Consider the following 18,123-nt stretch of genomic DNA (forward strand, 5'->3'; position numbering starts at 1 on the left):
GGTTTCTGTCGGCCGTGCATATGGAGGGCCGGTCGCCGGTTCTCCACACCTTTGGAAATCGCGGGACCGCAGGGGTGACGCGAGAGACACAGCGATGGGGGATGGAAAACATGGCCGGAACTGTCACACACGATCCGCCGCCCGCCGGCGGAGGGCGACAGGGCGGACCGTTGATCGTCACCGAGGACGCCGAGCTCCTCGACGACCTGCTGCGCCTGTGCGCGGCGGCCGGCGCGACGCCCGAAGTCCATCACGGGGTGCCGGAGCGCCGGGGCGGCTGGGAGACGGCGCCGCTCGTCCTGGTCGGCGACGACGCGGCCCGCCGGGTGCGTGGGGCCGCCCGCCGACGTGGGGTGGTGCTGGTCGGCCGGGACCAGGACGACTCCGGGGTCTGGCGGCGAGCCGTCGAGATCGGCGCCGATCACGTCCTGATGCTGCCCGACGGCGAGCAGTGGCTGGTCGACCGCATCGCCGACGTGGCCGAGGGCGTCGGTCGCCCCGCGCTCACCGTGGGCGTCATCGGCGGTCGCGGCGGGGCCGGAGCGTCCACGCTCGCGTGCGCCCTCGCCGTCACCTCCGCGCGTGAGGGGCTGCGCACGCTCCTGGTGGACGCGGATCCGCTGGGTGGCGGACTCGACGTACTCCTCGGCGGCGAGACGGCAGAGGGCCTGCGCTGGCCCGCGTTCGCCGCCTCGCGCGGCCGGGTCGGCGGCGGTGCCCTGGAGGAGTCCCTTCCGGAACTCCACTCGCTCCGGGTGCTCAGCTGGGACCGCGGCGACTGCGTCGCCATCCCGCCCCAGGCGGTGCGGGCGGTGCTCGCCGCGGCCCGACGGCGCGGCGGCACGGTCGTGGTCGACCTGCCCCGCCGTATCGACGACGGGGTCGCCGAAGCCCTCGCCCAGCTCGATGTGGGCCTCCTGGTGGTCCCCGCCGAACTGCGCGCCGTCGCGGCGGCCGGACGGGTGGCGTCGGCCGTCGGCATGGTCCTGCGCGACCTGCGCGTGGCGGTACGAGGTCCGTACGCCCCCGGCCTCGACGACCGCGAGGTGTCCCGCCTCCTCGGTCTGCCGCTGGCCGGTGAAGTGCCGGTCGAATCGGGGCTGTTGCGGCCGCACGAGGGCAAGTCGCCGCCGGGGGCGGTGGGGCGGGGGCCGTTGGCACGGTTCTGCCGGGAGTTCCTGGAGCGGGCGTTGGTCGAGGTGGGTGGCGTATGAGGGGGTTGGCGGGGCGTACCGGGAGTGCGGGGAGTGGAGTGCCTGGGCTTGCCGGGACGGGCAGTTCGGCGGGTGCGTCGCGGGGGGCCTCCTTCGGGGACGGCGGTTCGGCAGGTGTCCCGGTGAAGCGGGTGGGCGCTTCGGACCGATGGGCCTCGGGTGGAGCCGGGGTGAGCGGCGAGCCGGGGTTGCTCGACGGGGTGCGGCGGTGGCTGGCCGAGAGCGGGGGTGAGCCGACGCCCGCGCGGGTGGCGCAGGCGCTGCGCGAGCAGGGGCGGGTGCTGGGGGACGCCGAAGTACTGGGCGCGGCTGAGCAGTTGCGGTCCGAGCTGGTGGGCAGCGGCCCACTGGAGTCCCTGCTCGCCGACCCCTCGGTGACCGACGTCCTGGTGTCGGCTCCGGACCGGGTGTGGGTCGACCGGGGCGGCGGACTGGAGCTGACCGCCGTCGTCTTCCCGGACGCGGCGGCCGTACGACGGCTCGCGCAGCGCCTCGCCGCGGTGGCCGGACGCCGGCTGGACGACGCACGGCCCTGGGCCGACGCCCGGCTGCCCGACGGGACCCGGCTGCACGCCGTACTGCCCCCGGTCGCCGTCGGCTGCACCTGCCTGTCGCTACGCGTCGTACGACCGCGCGCGTTCACGCTCGACGAACTGGTCACGGCGGGCACGGTGCCGCCGGGCGGGGACCGCATCCTGCGCGCCCTGATCGAGGCACGGCTCTCGTTCCTGATCAGCGGCGGTACCGGCAGTGGCAAGACGACGTTGCTGAGCGCGCTGCTCGGGCTGGTCGGACCGGGGGAGCGGATTGTGCTGGCAGAGGACTCGGCGGAGTTGAAGCCTGACCATCCGCACGTCGTACGGCTGGAGAGCAGACCCGCGAACCAGGAGGGCGCCGGGCTCGTCACGCTCCAGGACCTGGTCCGCCAGGCACTCCGGATGCGACCGGACCGGCTGGTTGTCGGTGAGGTGCGGGGGCCGGAGTGTGTCCACCTCCTCGCCGCACTCAACACGGGCCACGAAGGCGGCTGCGGCACTGTCCACGCGAACGCGGCGGCCGATGTGCCGGCCCGTCTGGAGGCCCTGGGCACGGCTGCCGGCCTCGACCGGGCCGCGCTGCACAGCCAGTTGGCCGCAGCCCTGTCGGTGGTCCTGCATCTCGTACGGGACCGCGCCGGGCGGCGACGGATCGCCGAGGTGCATGTCCTGGAGCGGGATCCGTCGGGGTTGGTGCGGACGGTGCCGGCGCTGCGGTGGGGCGCGGAGGCGTTCGCGTACGAGCGGGGGTGGGAGCGGTTGCGGGAGCTGATTCGGGGTGGAGGCGACGGGGGTTAGGCGGCGTGGGCGACGGACTCCGGTGTGCGGGACGGGACGTAGTGACAGCGAACGGGAGCGGTGAGGGTCGTGGGGATGGGTGAGATGTCGGTCGGGGTGGTCGCGGTGTGTGTCGCGGGCCTGGTCTGGTTGATGGGCGGGCGGCAATCCGGGGCGCGGCGGGCGGAGTTGCTGTTCGCGGGGGGTGGGGTGGTGGGCGCCGGGCCGCCCTCGTGGGAGCGAGCCGTGGACGAACTGCGGCGGATCCGGGGCCGGTTGCGCGCCGAGTGGTGGTCCCTGGGTGCCGGGCTGGTGCTGGCGGTGCTGGGTGCCTCGTTCATTCCGGTCGTCGCGGGGGCGGTCGGGGTGCCGTTGCTACGGCGGGTGCGGCTGGCCGGCGAGACGCGGCGGGCGGGGGAGTTGCGGGGCGACGCGGTGATCGCGTTGTGCTCGACGCTCGCCGGGGAGGTACGGGCTGGGCGGCAGCCGGGGGAGGCGTTGTTGCGGGCGGCGCTCGACTCCGGCGGGCTCGGTGAGGCGCAGGCCGGGGTGTTGGCGGCGGCGCGGTTCGGTGGGGATGTGCCGGGTGCGCTCACCTCGGCGGCGCGGCAACCGGGCGCGGACGGTCTGGTGGGGCTCGCCGCGTGCTGGCGGGTCGCCGTGGATCAGGGCGCCGGGCTCGCGGCCGGACTCGACCGGCTCGAAGCGGCGTTGCGTGCCGACCGGGACCAACGGGCCGACCTTCGCGCTCAGTTGGCGGGGGCGTGGGCCACCGCGGTGATGCTCGCCGGGTTGCCGGTGCTCGGGTTGTTGCTGGGTGCGGCGATGGGTGCGGATCCGTTGCGGGTGCTGTTGCACAGCGGGGCGGGGGTGGGGTGCCTGGTGGTCGGGGGGTTGCTGGAGGGCTTGGGGTTGTGGTGGGCGTTGCGGATCGTGCGGGGGGTGGAGGTGGCGTGAGCGGGGGTGGTGGTTGCCGGGTTGGGGGTGGGGGCTTCGGTTGTGTGCGGGGTGCGGGTTGGTGGGGGCTGGTCGCGCAGTTCCCCGCGCCCCTAAGGGGGTTGGGGTGAGGGGGTGTGGGTGCGTGGGGTTGGGCGCGCCCTCGCGGCGGGGCCGCATATCGCCACAGCCCCGCGCGCCTAAGGGCATCAGCGTTCGCGGGATACCGGGGATCGCTTGGTCGTCGTGGGGCTTGAGGGGATCCGGCGCTCGGTGAGAGCACGGAGTGGTGTGGGCGTGGAACTGGAAGCGGAAGTCGGTCGGAGTCGGAGAGAGGAGGCGGCGTGAGTGTGGAAGTTGTCCACAGGCTGGGGGTGGTCTTGGGGGCGGTGTTGGTCGTGGGGTGGGTGGTGCGGTGGTTGGACGGGGTGCGATGTGAGCGGAGAGCACGGCGGCGGCTGGCCGGGCTGCTGCTTAGGGAAGCTCGGGTGGGCTGGGAAAAGTCGTTTGCCGTACGGCGGTTCGAGGCTCGGGACGTTGCGCGGCGGTGGTTGCCCGCGGTGGGCGTGATGGGTGCCGGGTGGGTGTTGGTCGGTGGGATCGCCGGGGTGGTGGTGGGCGCGGTTGTCGCCGTCGGGCTGTGGCAGTGGCGGCGTCGGCAGGTGGCCGACGACACCGTCGCCGCGCGCGATGCAGCGACCGCCGCGCGCCAACTCCCGCTCGCTGCCGATCTGCTGGCCGCCTGTATCGCCGCCGGAGCCTCGCCGGTGATCGCCTCCCAGGCCGTCGGAGAGGCCCTTGCGGGGCCCGTGGGGGAACGGCTGGCGCGTGCTGCGGCGGAGGTGCGGCTCGGGGGTGAACCGGCTGACGCCTGGCGGAGGTTGGGGGCGCTCCCGGGCGCCGGCCCGCTGGCCCGGCTGCTCGAACGGGCCGACGAGTCGGGGCTCCCCGCCGCCGGACCGGTCGCACGGCTCGCGGCGGAGGCCCGCGCCGACTGGACCCGTACCGCGACGGCACGGGCCCGGCGGGCGGCCGTCCTGATCACCGCACCGGTGGGCCTGTGCTTCCTGCCCGCGTTCATCGCGATCGGCGTGCTGCCCGTGGTGATTGGGCTCGCGGGCGGGGCGGTGGGAGGGGGTGGCGGCTGACGGGAGGAGCGAGAGCGAGTGGTGACGGACGTATGACGAAGAACGGCTGACGGATGACGGGCAATCGCTGAACCTCAGCGGCTGGCCGAGCGAGCAAGTGAACCGACAGGAACCTCACGGGGGTTGAGATGTACAAGGCAGTGCAGGCAATGCAGGCAGTAGCGGTTCGGGCCGTGCGAGCGGTGCGGGTACGGGCGCGGTTGGGTGCCTCGGCGCGCGGGGATGCCGGGATGGCCACCGCCGAGTACGCGATGGGGCTGGTCGCGGCGGTGGCGTTCGCGGTGGTGCTCTACAAGGTGGTGACCAGTGGTGCGGTCAGCGCGGAGTTGCAGAGCATCGTGAAGCGGGCCCTCGATGCGAAGGTGTGAACGCCGGGGCGGGGACGGCGGGTTCGTGACGGCGGAGGCGGCCGTGGTGCTGCCCGTGCTGGTGATGTTCGCGATGGCGCTGGTGTGGGGGCTGCTCGTGGTGGCCGCGCAGATCCAGTGCGTGGACGCGGCCCGCTCTGGCGCCCGGGCCGCGGCTCGGCAGGACCCGGCCGGCGCGGTCGTCCAGGTGACCCGGGACACGGCACCGCGTGGCGCGAAGGTCACCGTTGCCCGGGAGGGCGACCAGGTCCATGTCGTCGTGGTCGCGAAACCGCCGGTGCTGAGCGGGCTCCCCTTCGAAGTGCGCGAGGAGGCCGTGGCGTTGGCGGAGGAGACAGTGGGCGAGGGGAGGGCGGGGCCGTGAGGTGCCGTGTCCGGGCCGCTGTGAGGTGCCGTGTCGCGACTCTGGGGCGCGTGATTCCGGCTCTGGGGCGGCATATGAGATCCCGTCACTCGGACGGTGACGCCGACCGTGGGTCCGCGACCGTGTGGAGTCTCGGTGCGATGGCTGTGATGTGTGTCGTGTTCGGGGTCGTGCTGGCCCTGGGGCAGGCCGTCGTGGCCCGGCACCGGGCGGCCGGCGGTGCGGATCTCGCGGCGCTCGCGGCGGCCGACCACTGGGCGGAGGGCGGTACGGGGGCCTGCGCCCGGGCGGAGCGGGTGGCTCGGGCGCAGGGGACGCGGCTTGTGCGGTGCGCGGTCGTGGGGGAGACGTCGGATGTGACGGCGGCTGCGGGCGGGGGACCGTTCGCGGCGGAGGTCAGGTCACGGGCGGGACCTGCGGGGCCGGTACCGCCACCGCCCCCGGCAGCACCGGTGCCTGCGCCTCCACCGGTTCCTGCCCTGCCGGCGCGCTGAGCCGGCTGCAGCCGCCCGTTAAACCTCGCCCACCTTCTCCACCGGCACCGCTCGCACATCCTCCGGTGCCTCCCGCAGAAGTTCCGTGAGCAGCCGCACCGCCCCCCGCTTGTGCAACGGCTCGTTGCCGTTGCCGCACTTGGGGGACTGGATGCAGGACGGGCAGCCGGCGTCGCACTCGCAGGAGGCGATCGCCTGGAGGGTGGCGGTGAGCCAGGCGCGGGCCGTGTGGAAGGCGCGCTCGGCGAAGCCCGCGCCGCCCGGGTGGCCGTCGTAGACGAAGACCGTGGGGAGCAGGGTGTCCGGGTGGAGCGGGATCGAGACTCCGCCGATGTCCCAGCGGTCGCAGGTGGCGAAGAGGGGGAGCATGCCGATCGAGGCGTGTTCGGCGGCGTGGAGGGCGCCGCCGAGGATCTCGGGGTTGATGCGGGCGGCGTCCAGTTGGTCCTCCGTGACCGTCCACCAGACGGCGCGGGTGCGGAGGGTGCGAGGGGGGAGGTCGAGTTTTGACTCGCCCAGGACTTCGCCGGTGATGACACGTCTGCGGAGGAAGGAGACGACCTGGTTGGTGACTTCGACGGAGCCGTAGCACAACCGGCCCTGGCCCCACGGGAGTTCGATGTCCGTCTCCAGGACGGAGATCGCCGTGGTGTCGCGGGCGACCGTCGAGTAGGGCGGGCTCGCCTCCTCGACGAGGGCGACCGAGTCCTCCAGGTCCAGGGTGCGGACCAGGTACGTGCGGCCCTGGTGGAGGTGGACCGCGCCCTCGTGGACGGTCGCGTGGGAGGCGGCCTCGTCGACCGTGCCCAGGAGGCGGCCCGTGCCGTTCTCGACGATCTGGACCGGCTTGCCGCCCCCGCCGCGGATGTCGGTGAGGTCGGCGGCGCGTTCACGGCGCGTCCAGTGCCAGGCCTTCGCGCGGCGGCGGAGCAGTTTCGCGGACTCCAGCTGTGGGAGCAGGTCCGCCGTCGCCGGGCCGAAGAGGTCCAAGTCCTCGTCGGTGAGCGGGAGTTCGGCTGCTGCCGCGCACAGGTGGGGGGCCAGGACGTACGGGTTGTCCGGGTCCAGGACCGTGGACTCCACCGGCTGGTCGAACAGGGCTTCCGGGTGGTGGACGAGGTACGTGTCCAGGGGGTCGTCGCGGGCCACCAGGATGGCCAGCGCTCCCTGTCCGGTCCGTCCGGCGCGGCCTGCCTGTTGCCAGAGGGAGGCGCGGGTGCCCGGGTAGCCGGCGATCAGTACGGCGTCCAACCCGGAGACGTCGATGCCGAGTTCGAGGGCGGTGGTCGCGGCGAGGCCCAGCAACTCGCCGGAGTGGAGGGCGCGTTCGAGGGCGCGGCGTTCCTCGGGGAGGTAGCCGCCGCGGTAGGCGGCGACCCGGCGGGCCAGCGAGCGGTCGACCTCGGCGAGGCGTTCCTGGGCGATCAGCGCGATCAGCTCGGCGCCGCGCCGGGACCGTACGAAGGCCACCGAGCGGACGCCCTGGACGGCGAGGTCGGTGAGGAGGTCTGCCGTCTCGGCGGTTGCCGTGCGGCGGACGGGTGCGCCCTTCTCGCCGTGGAGTTCGGTGAGTGGGGGCTCCCAGAGGGCGAACACCAGTTCACCGCGCGGTGATGCGTCGTCGGCGACCTCGACCACCGGGAGGCCGGTGAGGCGGCGGGCGGCGACCGAGGGCTCGGCGGCGGTCGCGGAGGCGAGGAGGAAGACGGGGGAGGAGCCATAGCGGGCGCAGAGGCGGCGCAGGCGGCGCAGTACCTGGGCGACGTGGGAACCGAAGACGCCCCGGTAGGTGTGGCACTCGTCGATGACGACGTACTTCAGGGACTTCAGGAAGGAGGACCAGCGCGGGTGCGAGGGCAATATGCCGCGGTGGAGCATGTCGGGGTTGGTCAGGACGTAGTTGGCGTACTGGCGTACCCACTCGCGCTCTTCGAACGGAGTGTCGCCGTCGTACACGGCCGGGCGAACGGCATTGCCCAGCGGTTGTGAAAGTTCCTTCACAGAGCGGAGTTGGTCCGCTGCCAGGGCTTTTGTGGGTGCCAGGTAGAGCGCCGTGGTGCCGCGGCCGTTCGGTGCCTCGGAGCCGTCGAGGAGCGCGGAGAGGACCGGTACCAGATAAGCCAGCGACTTGCCCGAGGCGGTGCCTGTGGCAACGATCACTGACTCGCCGTCGAGGGCGTGCTCGGCGGCCTGTGCCTGGTGGGCCCAGGGGTGTTCGATACCGGCTTCCTGGACGGTGGCGATCACCTCGGAGCGAATCCGGTCAGGCCAGACGGCATGGCGGCCCTCACGTGGGGGCAAGTGCTCCGTATGAGTGATGCGCGAAGCCCGGCTCGGTCCGGACGCGAGCCGGTCCAGAACCGTGCCTGGCGAGAGCCCGGACACCGGGTTCGCCGAGGGTCGATCGGATCGCTGATTCTTGGCCATCGGCACCGAGTGTGTCACTGGCGTGACGGACAATGGAGCCAAGGCGTCGTGCACGCCCTGCGGTAAGTGATTGAATGCCATCGCGGCTGGCGAACCGTCCTGGGGGCTCTGCCGAGGTGTCCCATGGGATGACCGCTCGATAGCAAGGTGCTGGAGGATCCGTGGACCTGTCCCTGTCGACCCGTACCGTCGGCGATCGTACGGTCGTCGAGGTCGGTGGAGAAATCGACGTATATACCGCGCCCAAGTTGCGCGAACAGCTGGTCGAGCTGGTGAACGACGGGAGTTTCCACCTCGTCGTGGACATGGAGGGAGTCGACTTCCTCGACTCCACCGGGCTCGGTGTGCTGGTCGGCGGCCTGAAGCGGGTGCGTGCCCACGAGGGCTCGCTGCGCCTGGTCTGCAACCAGGAGCGCATTCTGAAGATCTTCCGTATCACCGGCCTCACCAAGGTGTTCCCGATTCACACCTCGGTCGAGGAAGCGGTGGCGGCCACCGACTGACCGACCGTTTCGGGAGCGGCGTGTGACCGCTCCCCGATCGGCCGTATAGACGACCGGTGGACCGGGCTTTCGGCGGCCCGGCCCTCCGACAGCACGCCCGTAGTCCCGAGGGGGATGCATGGCCACCGTTGAACTCCGCTTCAGCGCGCTGCCCGAGCACGTCAGGACCGCCCGACTGGTGGCGGCAGCGGTGGCGCGCAGGGCCGGAGTGGACGAGGCCGTACTCGACGAGGTCAGACTCGCCGTAGGTGAGGCCTGTACCCGCGCCGTCGGGCTGCACCAGAGCAGCGGGATCACCGCCCCGGTGAAGGTGCTGCTGATCGAGGAGGAGAAGCAGTTCTCCATCGAGGTCGGCGACGAGGCACCGCGCTCGGCTCCCGGCGACAAGGCGCCCGGGTCCCTGGGCGACGATCCGGACACGGAGACCGAGGAGGACGAGATGGGCCTCGCTGTCATCAGCGGGCTCGTCGACGACGTCGAGGTCACCGCGGGGGAGCACGGCGGATCGATCCGTATGACCTGGCCGACCACCCCGCCGGCCGCGATGCTTTCCTGAGAAATCGCCGCACACCACAGCCGAAGGGCCCTGCTGAGCAGGGCCCTTCGGCATTTCCGGGAGAGTGCGCCCCGGGTGTTTCCCCGGTGCGGCAGAATTCGTGAATTCATTCACGATCAATGTAGTTCGCCGCTCCGATCAAGCCCCGATCATTGCCCAGATCGTCGCCCCGATAATTTGATCAAGCATCAATGCTTTTAAGGCATTACTATGCGAAGGTCAATTCCGTTTGCCGCGCACTGTTTTGATCAGGTTCCGGTACCTACAATCCGTCCACATCTTGAGCTCAGCACAGGCGTCAAGGAGGACGAATGGCGGGGCTTTCTACCCCTCAGCAGTTTGACCACCCCACAACCCTCGCAGCCGCAGTTCTGACCGACGACAACCGCATCCTCGTGATGGTGATCGGCCTCGTGGCGCTGGCAGCGCTCGTGGTCGCGGTCATCCTGGTCCGCGAGGTGCTCGCGGCCGACGAGGGCACCGACAGCATGAAGAAGATCGCGACGGCGATCCAGGAGGGCGCCAACGCCTATCTGGGGCGGCAGTTGCGCACGGTCGGCGTATTCGCCGTGATCGTTTTCTTCCTGCTTCTGCTGCTGCCCGCGGACGACTGGAATCAGCGCGCCGGACGATCGATCTTCTTCCTGATCGGCGCGGTGTTCTCGGCGACCACCGGCTATATCGGCATGTGGCTCGCCGTACGCAGTAATGTCCGTGTCGCCGCGGCGGCCCGGGAAGCGACCCCGGCGGAGGGTGAGCCCGAAAAGGATCTCACCGCCGTCTCGCACAAAGCCATGAAGATCGCTTTCCGCACGGGCGGCGTCGTCGGCATGTTCACGGTGGGGCTCGGTCTGCTGGGCGCCTCGTGCGTGGTGCTGGTGTACGCAGCCGACGCGCCGAAGGTGCTGGAGGGATTCGGTCTCGGCGCCGCCCTCATCGCCATGTTCATGCGTGTCGGCGGCGGCATCTTCACCAAGGCCGCCGACGTTGGCGCCGACCTGGTCGGCAAGGTCGAGAAGGGCATCCCGGAGGACGACCCGCGCAACGCCGCGACCATCGCCGACAACGTGGGCGACAACGTCGGCGACTGCGCGGGCATGGCGGCCGACCTCTTCGAGTCGTACGCCGTGACGCTGGTCGCCGCGCTGATCCTCGGCAAGGCGGCCTTCGGCGACTCCGGGCTCGCCTTCCCGCTGCTCGTGCCGGCGATCGGTGTGATCACCGCCATGATCGGCATCTTCGCGGTGGCGCCACGCCGTACCGACCGCAGCGGCATGTCCGCGATCAACCGGGGGTTCTTCATCTCCGCGGTGATCTCGCTCGTGCTGGTGGCGGTCGCGGTCTTCGTCTATCTGCCGTCGTCCTACGGCGCCCTCGACGGCGTCACCGACGCGGCGATCAAGGGCAAGGACGGCGATCCGCGGATCCTCGCGCTCGTCGCCGTGGCCATCGGCATCGTGCTCGCCGCGCTGATCCAGCAGCTGACCGGCTACTTCACGGAGACCAACCGCCGTCCCGTGATGGACATCGGCAAGACCTCGCTCACCGGCCCGGCCACCGTCATCCTCGCCGGGATCTCGCTGGGTCTCGAATCGGCCGTCTACACCGCCCTGTTGATCGGTCTCGCCGTCTACGGCGCGTTCCTGCTCGGCGGCGCCTCGATCATGCTGGCGCTGTTCGCGGTGGCGCTGGCCGGTACCGGGCTGCTCACCACGGTCGGTGTGATCGTCGCCATGGACACCTTCGGGCCGGTCTCCGACAATGCGCAGGGCATCGCCGAGATGTCCGGCGACGTCGAGGGCGCGGGCGCGCAGGTGCTCACCAACCTGGACGCGGTGGGCAACACCACCAAGGCCATCACGAAGGGCATCGCCATCGCCACCGCCGTCCTGGCGGCGTCGGCGCTCTTCGGGTCGTACCGGGACGCGATCCTGACCGCCGCCAACGACGTCGGCGAGAAGGTCTCGGGACCCGGCGCGCCACTCAACCTGATGATGGACATCTCCCAGCCCAACAACCTGGTGGGCCTCATCGTCGGAGCCGCGGTCGTCTTCCTCTTCTCCGGGCTGGCGATCAACGCGGTCTCCCGGTCCGCCGGGGCCGTGGTCTACGAGGTGCGGCGGCAGTTCCGCGAGCACCCCGGGATCATGGACTACACCGAGACACCGGAGTACGGCCGCGTCGTCGACATCTGCACCAAGGACGCGCTGCGCGAGCTGGCCACGCCAGGACTGCTCGCCGTGCTGACCCCGATCGCGGTCGGGTTCACGCTCGGTGTCGGCGCGCTGGGCTCGTTCCTGGCGGGCGCGATCGGTACCGGCACGCTGATGGCGGTCTTCCTCGCGAACTCGGGCGGCGCCTGGGACAACGCGAAGAAACTCGTCGAGGACGGCAACCACGGCGGCAAGGGCAGCGAGGCCCACGCCGCCACGGTGATCGGCGACACGGTCGGCGACCCGTTCAAGGACACCGCGGGCCCGGCCATCAACCCGCTGCTGAAGGTGATGAACCTCGTCGCGCTGCTCATCGCGCCCGCGGTCATCAAGTTCAGCTACGGCGACGACAAGAACACCGGGGTGCGGATCGCGATCGCGGTCCTCGCGTTCCTCGTGATCGCCGTCTCGGTGTACATCTCCAAGCGGCGCGGGATCGCCGTGGGGGACGACGGTGACGACGGCGAACGGACGGCCAAGTCGGCGGATCCGGCGGTCGTTTCGTAGGCGGTTCTACGAAGTCCTGCTCAACGGGCGGGCGGGTGGCGCGAGTTGTGGGCGCCGCCCGCCCGTTCTGTGTGTGTTCAGGCCCTCGTCGTGAGCCTTCTCTCGCTTGGTGCAAATGGCTTCAAAAGGTCTCCTATCCGACCTTGGGCCCGGGGGTGTGGTCCGTCCGCCGTGTATGTTCCGGGGCCGAGAGCCATGGAAGGGACCAAACCGGTGAACAAGAAGCTCGCGGTCGCACTGTCCGGCGGTGCGGTACTGGTACTGGCGCTGTCGGGATGCGGTGGCAGCGGCGACGACAGCGACGCCAAGCTGGACGCCTGGGCCAAGCAGGTCTGCGTCGCGGTGCAGCCGCAGGCGAAGAAGATCCAGGCCGCCAACACGGCGATCCAGAAGGAGACCTCGGACAACAGCACCCCGGAAGAGGTCAAGAAGACCGACTCGCAGGCCTTCCAGGACATGTCCGACGCCTACAAGGCGATCGGGGCCGCCGTGAACACCGCCGGGGCGCCGGACGTCGACAAGGGCGCGAAGAAGCAGCAGGACGCCGTCAACGAGCTCAACGGCATCTCCACGTCGTACGCCACCCTGAAGAAGCAGGTGGACGCGCTCGACACCAAGGACCAGGCGAAGTTCGCGGACGGCCTCAAGGGCATCGCGACCTCGCTGGACAAGCTCAGCACGAGCGGGAACGACGCCCTGAAGACCCTCGAAGAGGGCGATGTCGGCAAGGCGATGACCAAGCAGGAGGCCTGCAAGACGGCGACTCCGGCGGCTTCGGCGTCGGCTGCCTGACCCGCAGGCGGTTGTTCTCCCGGCGCTGATGGAGTCCCTGTAGGCAGCGATCTTTCAGTTGCTGAAAGATGCCCCGGTACGCGTGCGTGCCGGGGCCTTCGCATGTGCGGGGGCCTTGTCGGCCGGTGCCACGTGTGTTGTCGGTGGGAGCGGCCACAATGGAGGTGTGAGTAACTCCAGCCTGCCCACCCTGCCCGCATCCGACCGCCCGGAGGTCGCCGCCCGGCTCCGGGACGCCCTGCTCGGCGCCGCCTTCACCGCCGACGGACTGCTCGAACTGCTCGGCGCCCCCGCGTACGCGGCGCTGGCCCGCAGCGAGACCGTGCCGGCCCTCCGGGCGACCAGAGGCGACACCCCGCTGGAGACGCTGGTCCGGCTGTTCCTGCTCCAGCAGCCCGTGCCGCACGCACGCGTGGAGGACGTGCTGCCCGTTGCCGAGTGCGTCGGGAGCGGCTGGCTGGTCTCCGTGGGCGCCGACGAGGTCGCCGCGACCGTGGACGTACGGCCGTACGGCGGGCCCGACGGCGAGGACTGGTTCATCGTGTCCGACCTGGGGTGCGCGGTCGGCGGGGCCGGCGGGATCGGCAGCCGGGAGGAAGGCGTCGTCCTCGGGGTGGGCGGCGCGTCCACCACGCTCGCGGGCATCACCGTACGGACGCCGGTCTCCGCCGCGCTCGACCTCGGCACCGGCTCCGGGATCCAGGCGCTGCACGCGGCCCGGCACGCCACGCGCGTGACGGCCACCGATGTCAACCCGCGCGCCCTGCACATCACCGCGCTCACCCTCGCGCTGTCCGGAGCGCCGGCCGCGGACCTCCGCGAGGGCTCGCTCTTCGAGCCGGTCCGCGATGACGAGACGTACGAACTCATCGTGTCGAACCCGCCGTTCGTGATCTCGCCGGGCGCCCGGCTGACCTACCGCGACGGCGGAATGGGCGGGGACGATCTGTGCCGGTCGCTCGTTCAGGAGGCGGGGGAGCGGCTGCGGGAAGGCGGATTCGCGCAGTTCCTCGCCAACTGGCAGCACGTGGAGGGGGAGGACTGGCAGGACAGGCTCAGGTCGTGGGTGCCGCGCGGGTGCGACGCCTGGATCGTGCAGCGCGAGGTCCAGGACGTCACGCAGTACGCCGAGTTGTGGCTCAGGGACGCGGGCGACCACCAGGGCGACACGGCCGCGTACGAGGCGCTCTACGACGCGTGGCTCGACGAGTTCGAGGCGCGCAAGGTCAGGGCGGTGGGCTTCGGCTGGATCACCCTGCGCAGGACGGACTCCGACGCCCCCTCGATCACCGTCGAGGAGTGGCCGCACCCGGTCGAGCAGCCGCTCGGCGACGCCGTGCGCGTGCACTTCGACCGCGTCGACTATCTGCGCGCCCATGACGACGCGGCCCTGCTCGCCGCCCACTTCAAGCTGGCCGACGAGGTCATCCAGGAACAGGTCGGCCTGCCCGGCGCCGAGGACCCCGAGCACGTCGTGCTCCGCCAGCACCGCGGTATGCGCCGCGCGACCAAGGTGGACACGGTCGGCGCGGGCTTCGCGGGCGTGTGTGACGGCACGTTGAGCGCGGGCCGCATCCTGGACGCCATTGCCCAACTCGTCGGCGAGGACCCGGTTCTGCTGCGCGATCGGACGCCGGCGCAGATCCGGCTGCTGGTGGAGCAGGGGTTTCTGGAGCCGGTGGGGTGAGGCGAGTGGAATAGGGGTTCCTGGAGCCCGTGGGGTGAGTGGAGCAGGGGTTCCTGGAGTCGGTGGGGGACTGGTGTCCGGCGGCTGATTGGCGTGGGGCGAGGGCCGGTTGGGGGCGGCTGACCGTTTCTCGGTGCGGGAGCGGGCCCCTCGCTCTCTGCGGACTGGCCGCTCCCGGACGGGAGTTGGTCCCGATCGGACGGTCACTCTCGGTCGGCGCCCGCTTCTGCCGACCGGCTGCTCGCGGTGGCTCAAGGCGGCTGACGGCGACTCAGCCGCCGGTCTCTCGCGCCGCCGACCGTCCCTACGGCCGGCCGTCCCCCACGCCGCAGACCGTCCGCCTGCCAGCCCTATCCGCCGACCGCCCTGCCGTACGGCGTCCCAGCCCCTCCCCGCCCCTGTGTCACGCCTGAGGCCTGCTCGCAGCACTGAGCCGCATGTGTCCGCATCCGGCGAGATTGTTCGGATCGGTGCCGGAAAACCCCTCTTGTCAGTGGCGGGTGCGAGGCTAGTTTCGGAGACAGGTTCCACGCGTCCTCGGGGGAGGCGCGCCGTCTCGGGGGAGGCGTGATGGCCGGGGATACGCCGGATCAGGGCAAGGGCAGGGTCGTCAACGGGCGCTACCGGCTGCTGCGCATGCTCGGCGCGGGCGGCATGGGGCGTGTATGGCTCGCGTACGACGAGGAGTTGGCCTGCGAGGTCGCCGTCAAGGAGATCTCGCTGCCCGACGTCCCGACGGAGGTGGGCGAGCCCGCACAGCGCATCGCGCGGGCCCGTAGCGAGGCACGGCACGCGGCCCGGCTGCGCGGCCATCCCCATGTGGCGACCGTGCACGACGTGGTGATGCACGAGGGGTTGCCCTGGATCGTCATGGAGTACGTCCCGGACGGCGTCGACCTCCAAGCCGTCCTGCGGCGTTCGGGCCCGCTGCCGCCCGCTCGGGTGGCCCGCATCGGGCTCGCCGTCCTGGACGCGCTCACCGCCGGGCACCGCATCGGCATCCTGCACCGGGATGTGAAACCGGCCAACATCCTTCTGGCACCGAACGCTTCGGGCGATCCGTACGCGCGCGTGCTGCTCACCGACTACGGCATCGCCCTCCAGCCCGAGTCCCGCGAACCCCGCCTCACTGCCACCGCGGGCATCCTCGGCACACCCGGCTACCTCGCCCCGGAGCGGGCCCGCGGCGAGCCGCCCACCCCGGCCGCCGACCTGTTCTCCCTCGGCGCCACGCTGTACGCCGCCGTCGAGGGCCGCGGCCCCTTCGACCGCCACGGCGACTTCGCGACGCTCACGGCTCTGCTGGGCGAGGAACCGACACCGGCCGTCCGCGCGGGCGAACTGGCGCCCGTACTCCAGGGGTTGCTGGTCAAGGACCCGGTGCTGAGGTCGACACCGGAGACTGCGGAGCGTGGGCTGGAGCGGGTGGGGCGAGCGGTGGGTGCGGCGCCGGGGAGTCTGTCGGCCCCGGGCGGGTTCGGCCGGGGAGCGGACGGGGACGGGTTCCGCCGGGACCTGGATGGGGACGGGTTCCGCCGGGACCTGGATGGGGACGGGTTCCGCCGGGACCTGGATGGGGACGGACTCGGCCGGGTGCCGGACGGGTTCGGCCCGCCGCCGGACGGCTTCGGATCGGCACCGGCCCCGGGTGGCGGGCCTACGGCTGATCGGGCGCCGGGCCCTGCCGCCGACGGCGCACCCGGCCATGCCGCGCGCGGACCTCGGGGTCAACTCCCGGGCGGACCGCCCGGATACGCCATGGGTGGCCCCTACGTAGGCGGCCCGTACGCCCCGCAAACCCCAGGAGGGCCCGGGGCCACCTATCAGAGCCCGGCGCCGTTCGGTGACCCGCCCGCAGTCGCCCTCGGGGGTTCCACGCCGACAGGTCGGCCCACTCAGGGAGCCCCGCGGACTCCGGAGACCCCGCACACTCCCGGCACCCCACAGATTCCCGGCGCCCCGCCGACTCCCACCACACCGAACACCCCGGCAGGCGCCGCGTCGCCGTACGGCCCGCAGGAGCAAGCCGGTTCGGGCGCGGGTGGGGGTGGGGGCGGGTCGTACGGTCAGTGGAATCCGTACGCGAACAGCCCCACGATGCCTTACCAGGGCGGCTATCAGGGTGCCCGGCCGGAGGCCTACCAGGGCAGCGCGCCCACGCCGCCGTACGCCGGTGGTCAGGGGCCGACGTATCCCGGCGGCCCGGGGCCTGTCGGCGGCGGATCGCCCGGCGGGCATCGGCGTCGGATGCCGGTCGGGGCGGTCCTCGCCCTTGTCGTGGCCGTCGCGATGGTCCTCGTGGGTGGAGTGTGGGCCGTGACCTCGCTGAGCGGTGGCAAGGACACGGCGGCGACGAAGAAGGCGTCGCCGTCCGCGTCGGTGTCGGCGGCCGGATCCGCGTATCCGTACGGCGAGGACGTCGGGCTCAAGAAGGCGCTGCAGACCGGGGATTGTGTACACGCGGTGTGGACCGGGACGGCGTTCGCGTCGCGGCCGAACCTGGGGGTCGTGAGCTGTGCGCACGATGTTCCGGACGGGCAGGTGATGGCGGTCGACACGGCGAGCGACTTCGCCGACGCGCGTGACCACGGCGCCGAGCGGTGCGCGGGGAAGGCGAGGGAGACGGCCGGATCCCTGGCCGACGCGGGTGTCTACGCGCTCACGCCGACGGAGGCGGGCTTCGGGGCGGCCGGAGGCGGTACGGCGTGCCTCGTCCTCGGCCGGCATGTGCCGATCGGCGGCGAGATAGGGCGCTTCCGTAGCACCGGGTCGAACGTGTGGACCACCGACATGAGCCTCGGTGACTGCTGGTCGTACGTCGACCACAAGACCTACTTCACCGCGACCCTGACCGACTGTGCCGATCAGCACACCGACCAGGTGATCGGTTTCGTGACGGCCCCGAAGACGATGACGTTCCAGGAGGCGCTGCAGCAGGGGAACAAGCTGTGCGGCAACAAGTTCGAGTCGACTTGGGCGCCCGGATCCGACCGTTCCGTCTTCGGGTATCTGTCCGACGAGAGCAACTGGAAGGCCGGATTCAACTCGGTCGTGTGCACTGTGGGGCAGGCCGACCGCTCCCGGACGACCGGGGCGATATCGTCCTCCGGCACGACCGCCTGAGGGCTGTCCGCCGCGAATTCACCGGGGGTTGGCCTGCCCGTCGCCCACGGGTGCCAGCCTCCCGGACCGGGGTACCGGGTCGGGAGGGGACACGCATGGAGAGTGGGCCGGCGATCTTCGCGGGGTCGGTGTTCGCCCTGTTCGGAGGCGCGCTGCTGCTGTGGACCGCGGTCAGGGTCCGGCACCGCGAACCCGTCGCCCAAGGTGTGAACCCGGTCGCATCGGCGGCCCTCGCGAGCCTCGCCGCGATCGCCGCCCTGCTCCTCGGAACCTGGTGCTTCCTGCACGTCTGAGCGCCGCGCCGGAGCTGCGGCGCGGGCAAGTAAGAGATCACCGTCCGGATGGCTCCGAAAAGGCCGGTGGGGACTCCGGGCGGCAGGAATGGCGGTAGTCGGGTTACCGTTCGAGTGGCCGTTGCGGGCTTTTCCCGTTTGACACGGGGGCGGGATGTACCGTCACACTCCGCAGCGTCACCATG

15 protein-coding genes are annotated in these 18,123 nt (G+C 71.7%); 14 read left to right on the forward strand and 1 reads right to left on the reverse strand.

The window, feature by feature from the left end; genetic code table 11:
• Positions 1-110: 110 nt before the first annotated feature.
• The 7 genes from ssd to OG588_RS27730 all read left to right on the forward strand — a co-directional run bounded on the left by ssd (position 111) and on the right by OG588_RS27730 (position 5,837).
• Positions 111-1,214, forward strand: a complete 1,104-nt coding sequence (gene ssd / locus OG588_RS27700; RefSeq protein ID WP_405949658.1) for a septum site-determining protein Ssd — start codon at positions 111-113, stop codon at positions 1,212-1,214.
• On the forward strand, positions 1,211-2,548 hold the full coding sequence (locus tag OG588_RS27705) for a TadA family conjugal transfer-associated ATPase (protein WP_405949659.1): 1,338 nt from the start codon (positions 1,211-1,213) through the stop codon (positions 2,546-2,548). The genes ssd and OG588_RS27705 overlap by 4 nt, the downstream gene beginning before the upstream one ends.
• 75 nt (positions 2,549-2,623) lie before the next feature.
• Entirely contained in the window at positions 2,624-3,484 is an 861-nt protein-coding gene (locus tag OG588_RS27710) for a type II secretion system F family protein (RefSeq protein ID WP_405949660.1), read from the forward strand.
• A 323-nt stretch (positions 3,485-3,807) separates the two neighbouring features.
• A complete protein-coding gene (locus OG588_RS27715) occupies positions 3,808-4,611 on the forward strand; it encodes a type II secretion system F family protein (RefSeq protein ID WP_405949661.1) in 804 nt (267 codons plus the stop codon).
• A gap of 128 nt (positions 4,612-4,739) precedes the next feature.
• Entirely contained in the window at positions 4,740-4,979 is a 240-nt protein-coding gene (locus OG588_RS27720; protein WP_393032337.1) for a DUF4244 domain-containing protein, read from the forward strand.
• On the forward strand, positions 4,966-5,343 hold the full coding sequence (locus OG588_RS27725; RefSeq protein ID WP_366098792.1) for a TadE family type IV pilus minor pilin: 378 nt from the start codon (positions 4,966-4,968) through the stop codon (positions 5,341-5,343). The genes OG588_RS27720 and OG588_RS27725 overlap by 14 nt, the downstream gene beginning before the upstream one ends.
• A 74-nt stretch (positions 5,344-5,417) precedes the next feature.
• Entirely contained in the window at positions 5,418-5,837 is a 420-nt protein-coding gene (locus OG588_RS27730; RefSeq protein ID WP_405949662.1) for an Rv3654c family TadE-like protein, read from the forward strand.
• A gap of 18 nt (positions 5,838-5,855) precedes the next feature.
• Here the strand turns inward: OG588_RS27730 and OG588_RS27735 are convergent, their stop codons facing one another.
• Complete coding sequence (locus tag OG588_RS27735) at positions 5,856-8,345, reverse strand: DEAD/DEAH box helicase (RefSeq protein ID WP_405949663.1); 2,490 nt, start codon at positions 8,343-8,345, stop codon at positions 5,856-5,858.
• A gap of 80 nt (positions 8,346-8,425) precedes the next feature.
• Between OG588_RS27735 and bldG the strand changes: the two genes are divergently transcribed.
• The 7 genes from bldG to OG588_RS27770 all read left to right on the forward strand — a co-directional run bounded on the left by bldG (position 8,426) and on the right by OG588_RS27770 (position 17,938).
• Positions 8,426-8,767 carry an anti-sigma factor antagonist BldG gene (bldG, locus tag OG588_RS27740; protein ID WP_003975386.1) on the forward strand — a complete coding sequence of 114 codons (342 nt, stop codon included), beginning with the start codon at positions 8,426-8,428 and terminating at the stop codon, positions 8,765-8,767.
• A 118-nt stretch (positions 8,768-8,885) separates the two neighbouring features.
• Positions 8,886-9,323: an ATP-binding protein gene (locus tag OG588_RS27745; protein WP_019063897.1), complete on the forward strand. Its 438-nt coding sequence runs from the start codon at positions 8,886-8,888 to the stop codon at positions 9,321-9,323.
• Positions 9,324-9,634: 311 nt separating this feature from the next.
• Positions 9,635-12,043, forward strand: a complete 2,409-nt coding sequence (locus tag OG588_RS27750) for a sodium-translocating pyrophosphatase (protein WP_405949664.1) — start codon at positions 9,635-9,637, stop codon at positions 12,041-12,043.
• 195 nt (positions 12,044-12,238) lie between these two features.
• Entirely contained in the window at positions 12,239-12,835 is a 597-nt protein-coding gene (locus OG588_RS27755; protein WP_405949665.1) for a small secreted protein, read from the forward strand.
• Between the two features lie 166 nt (positions 12,836-13,001).
• A complete protein-coding gene (locus tag OG588_RS27760; RefSeq protein ID WP_405949666.1) occupies positions 13,002-14,522 on the forward strand; it encodes a methyltransferase in 1,521 nt (506 codons plus the stop codon).
• Positions 14,523-15,092: 570 nt separating this feature from the next.
• On the forward strand, positions 15,093-17,645 hold the full coding sequence (locus OG588_RS27765; protein WP_405949667.1) for a protein kinase domain-containing protein: 2,553 nt from the start codon (positions 15,093-15,095) through the stop codon (positions 17,643-17,645).
• A gap of 95 nt (positions 17,646-17,740) precedes the next feature.
• A complete protein-coding gene (locus OG588_RS27770) occupies positions 17,741-17,938 on the forward strand; it encodes a hypothetical protein (protein WP_266860289.1) in 198 nt (65 codons plus the stop codon).
• Positions 17,939-18,123: the final 185 nt, after the last annotated feature.

The organism is Streptomyces prunicolor (assembly GCF_045162825.1).
In the GTDB taxonomy this organism is placed as follows: domain Bacteria; phylum Actinomycetota; class Actinomycetes; order Streptomycetales; family Streptomycetaceae; genus Streptomyces; species Streptomyces prunicolor.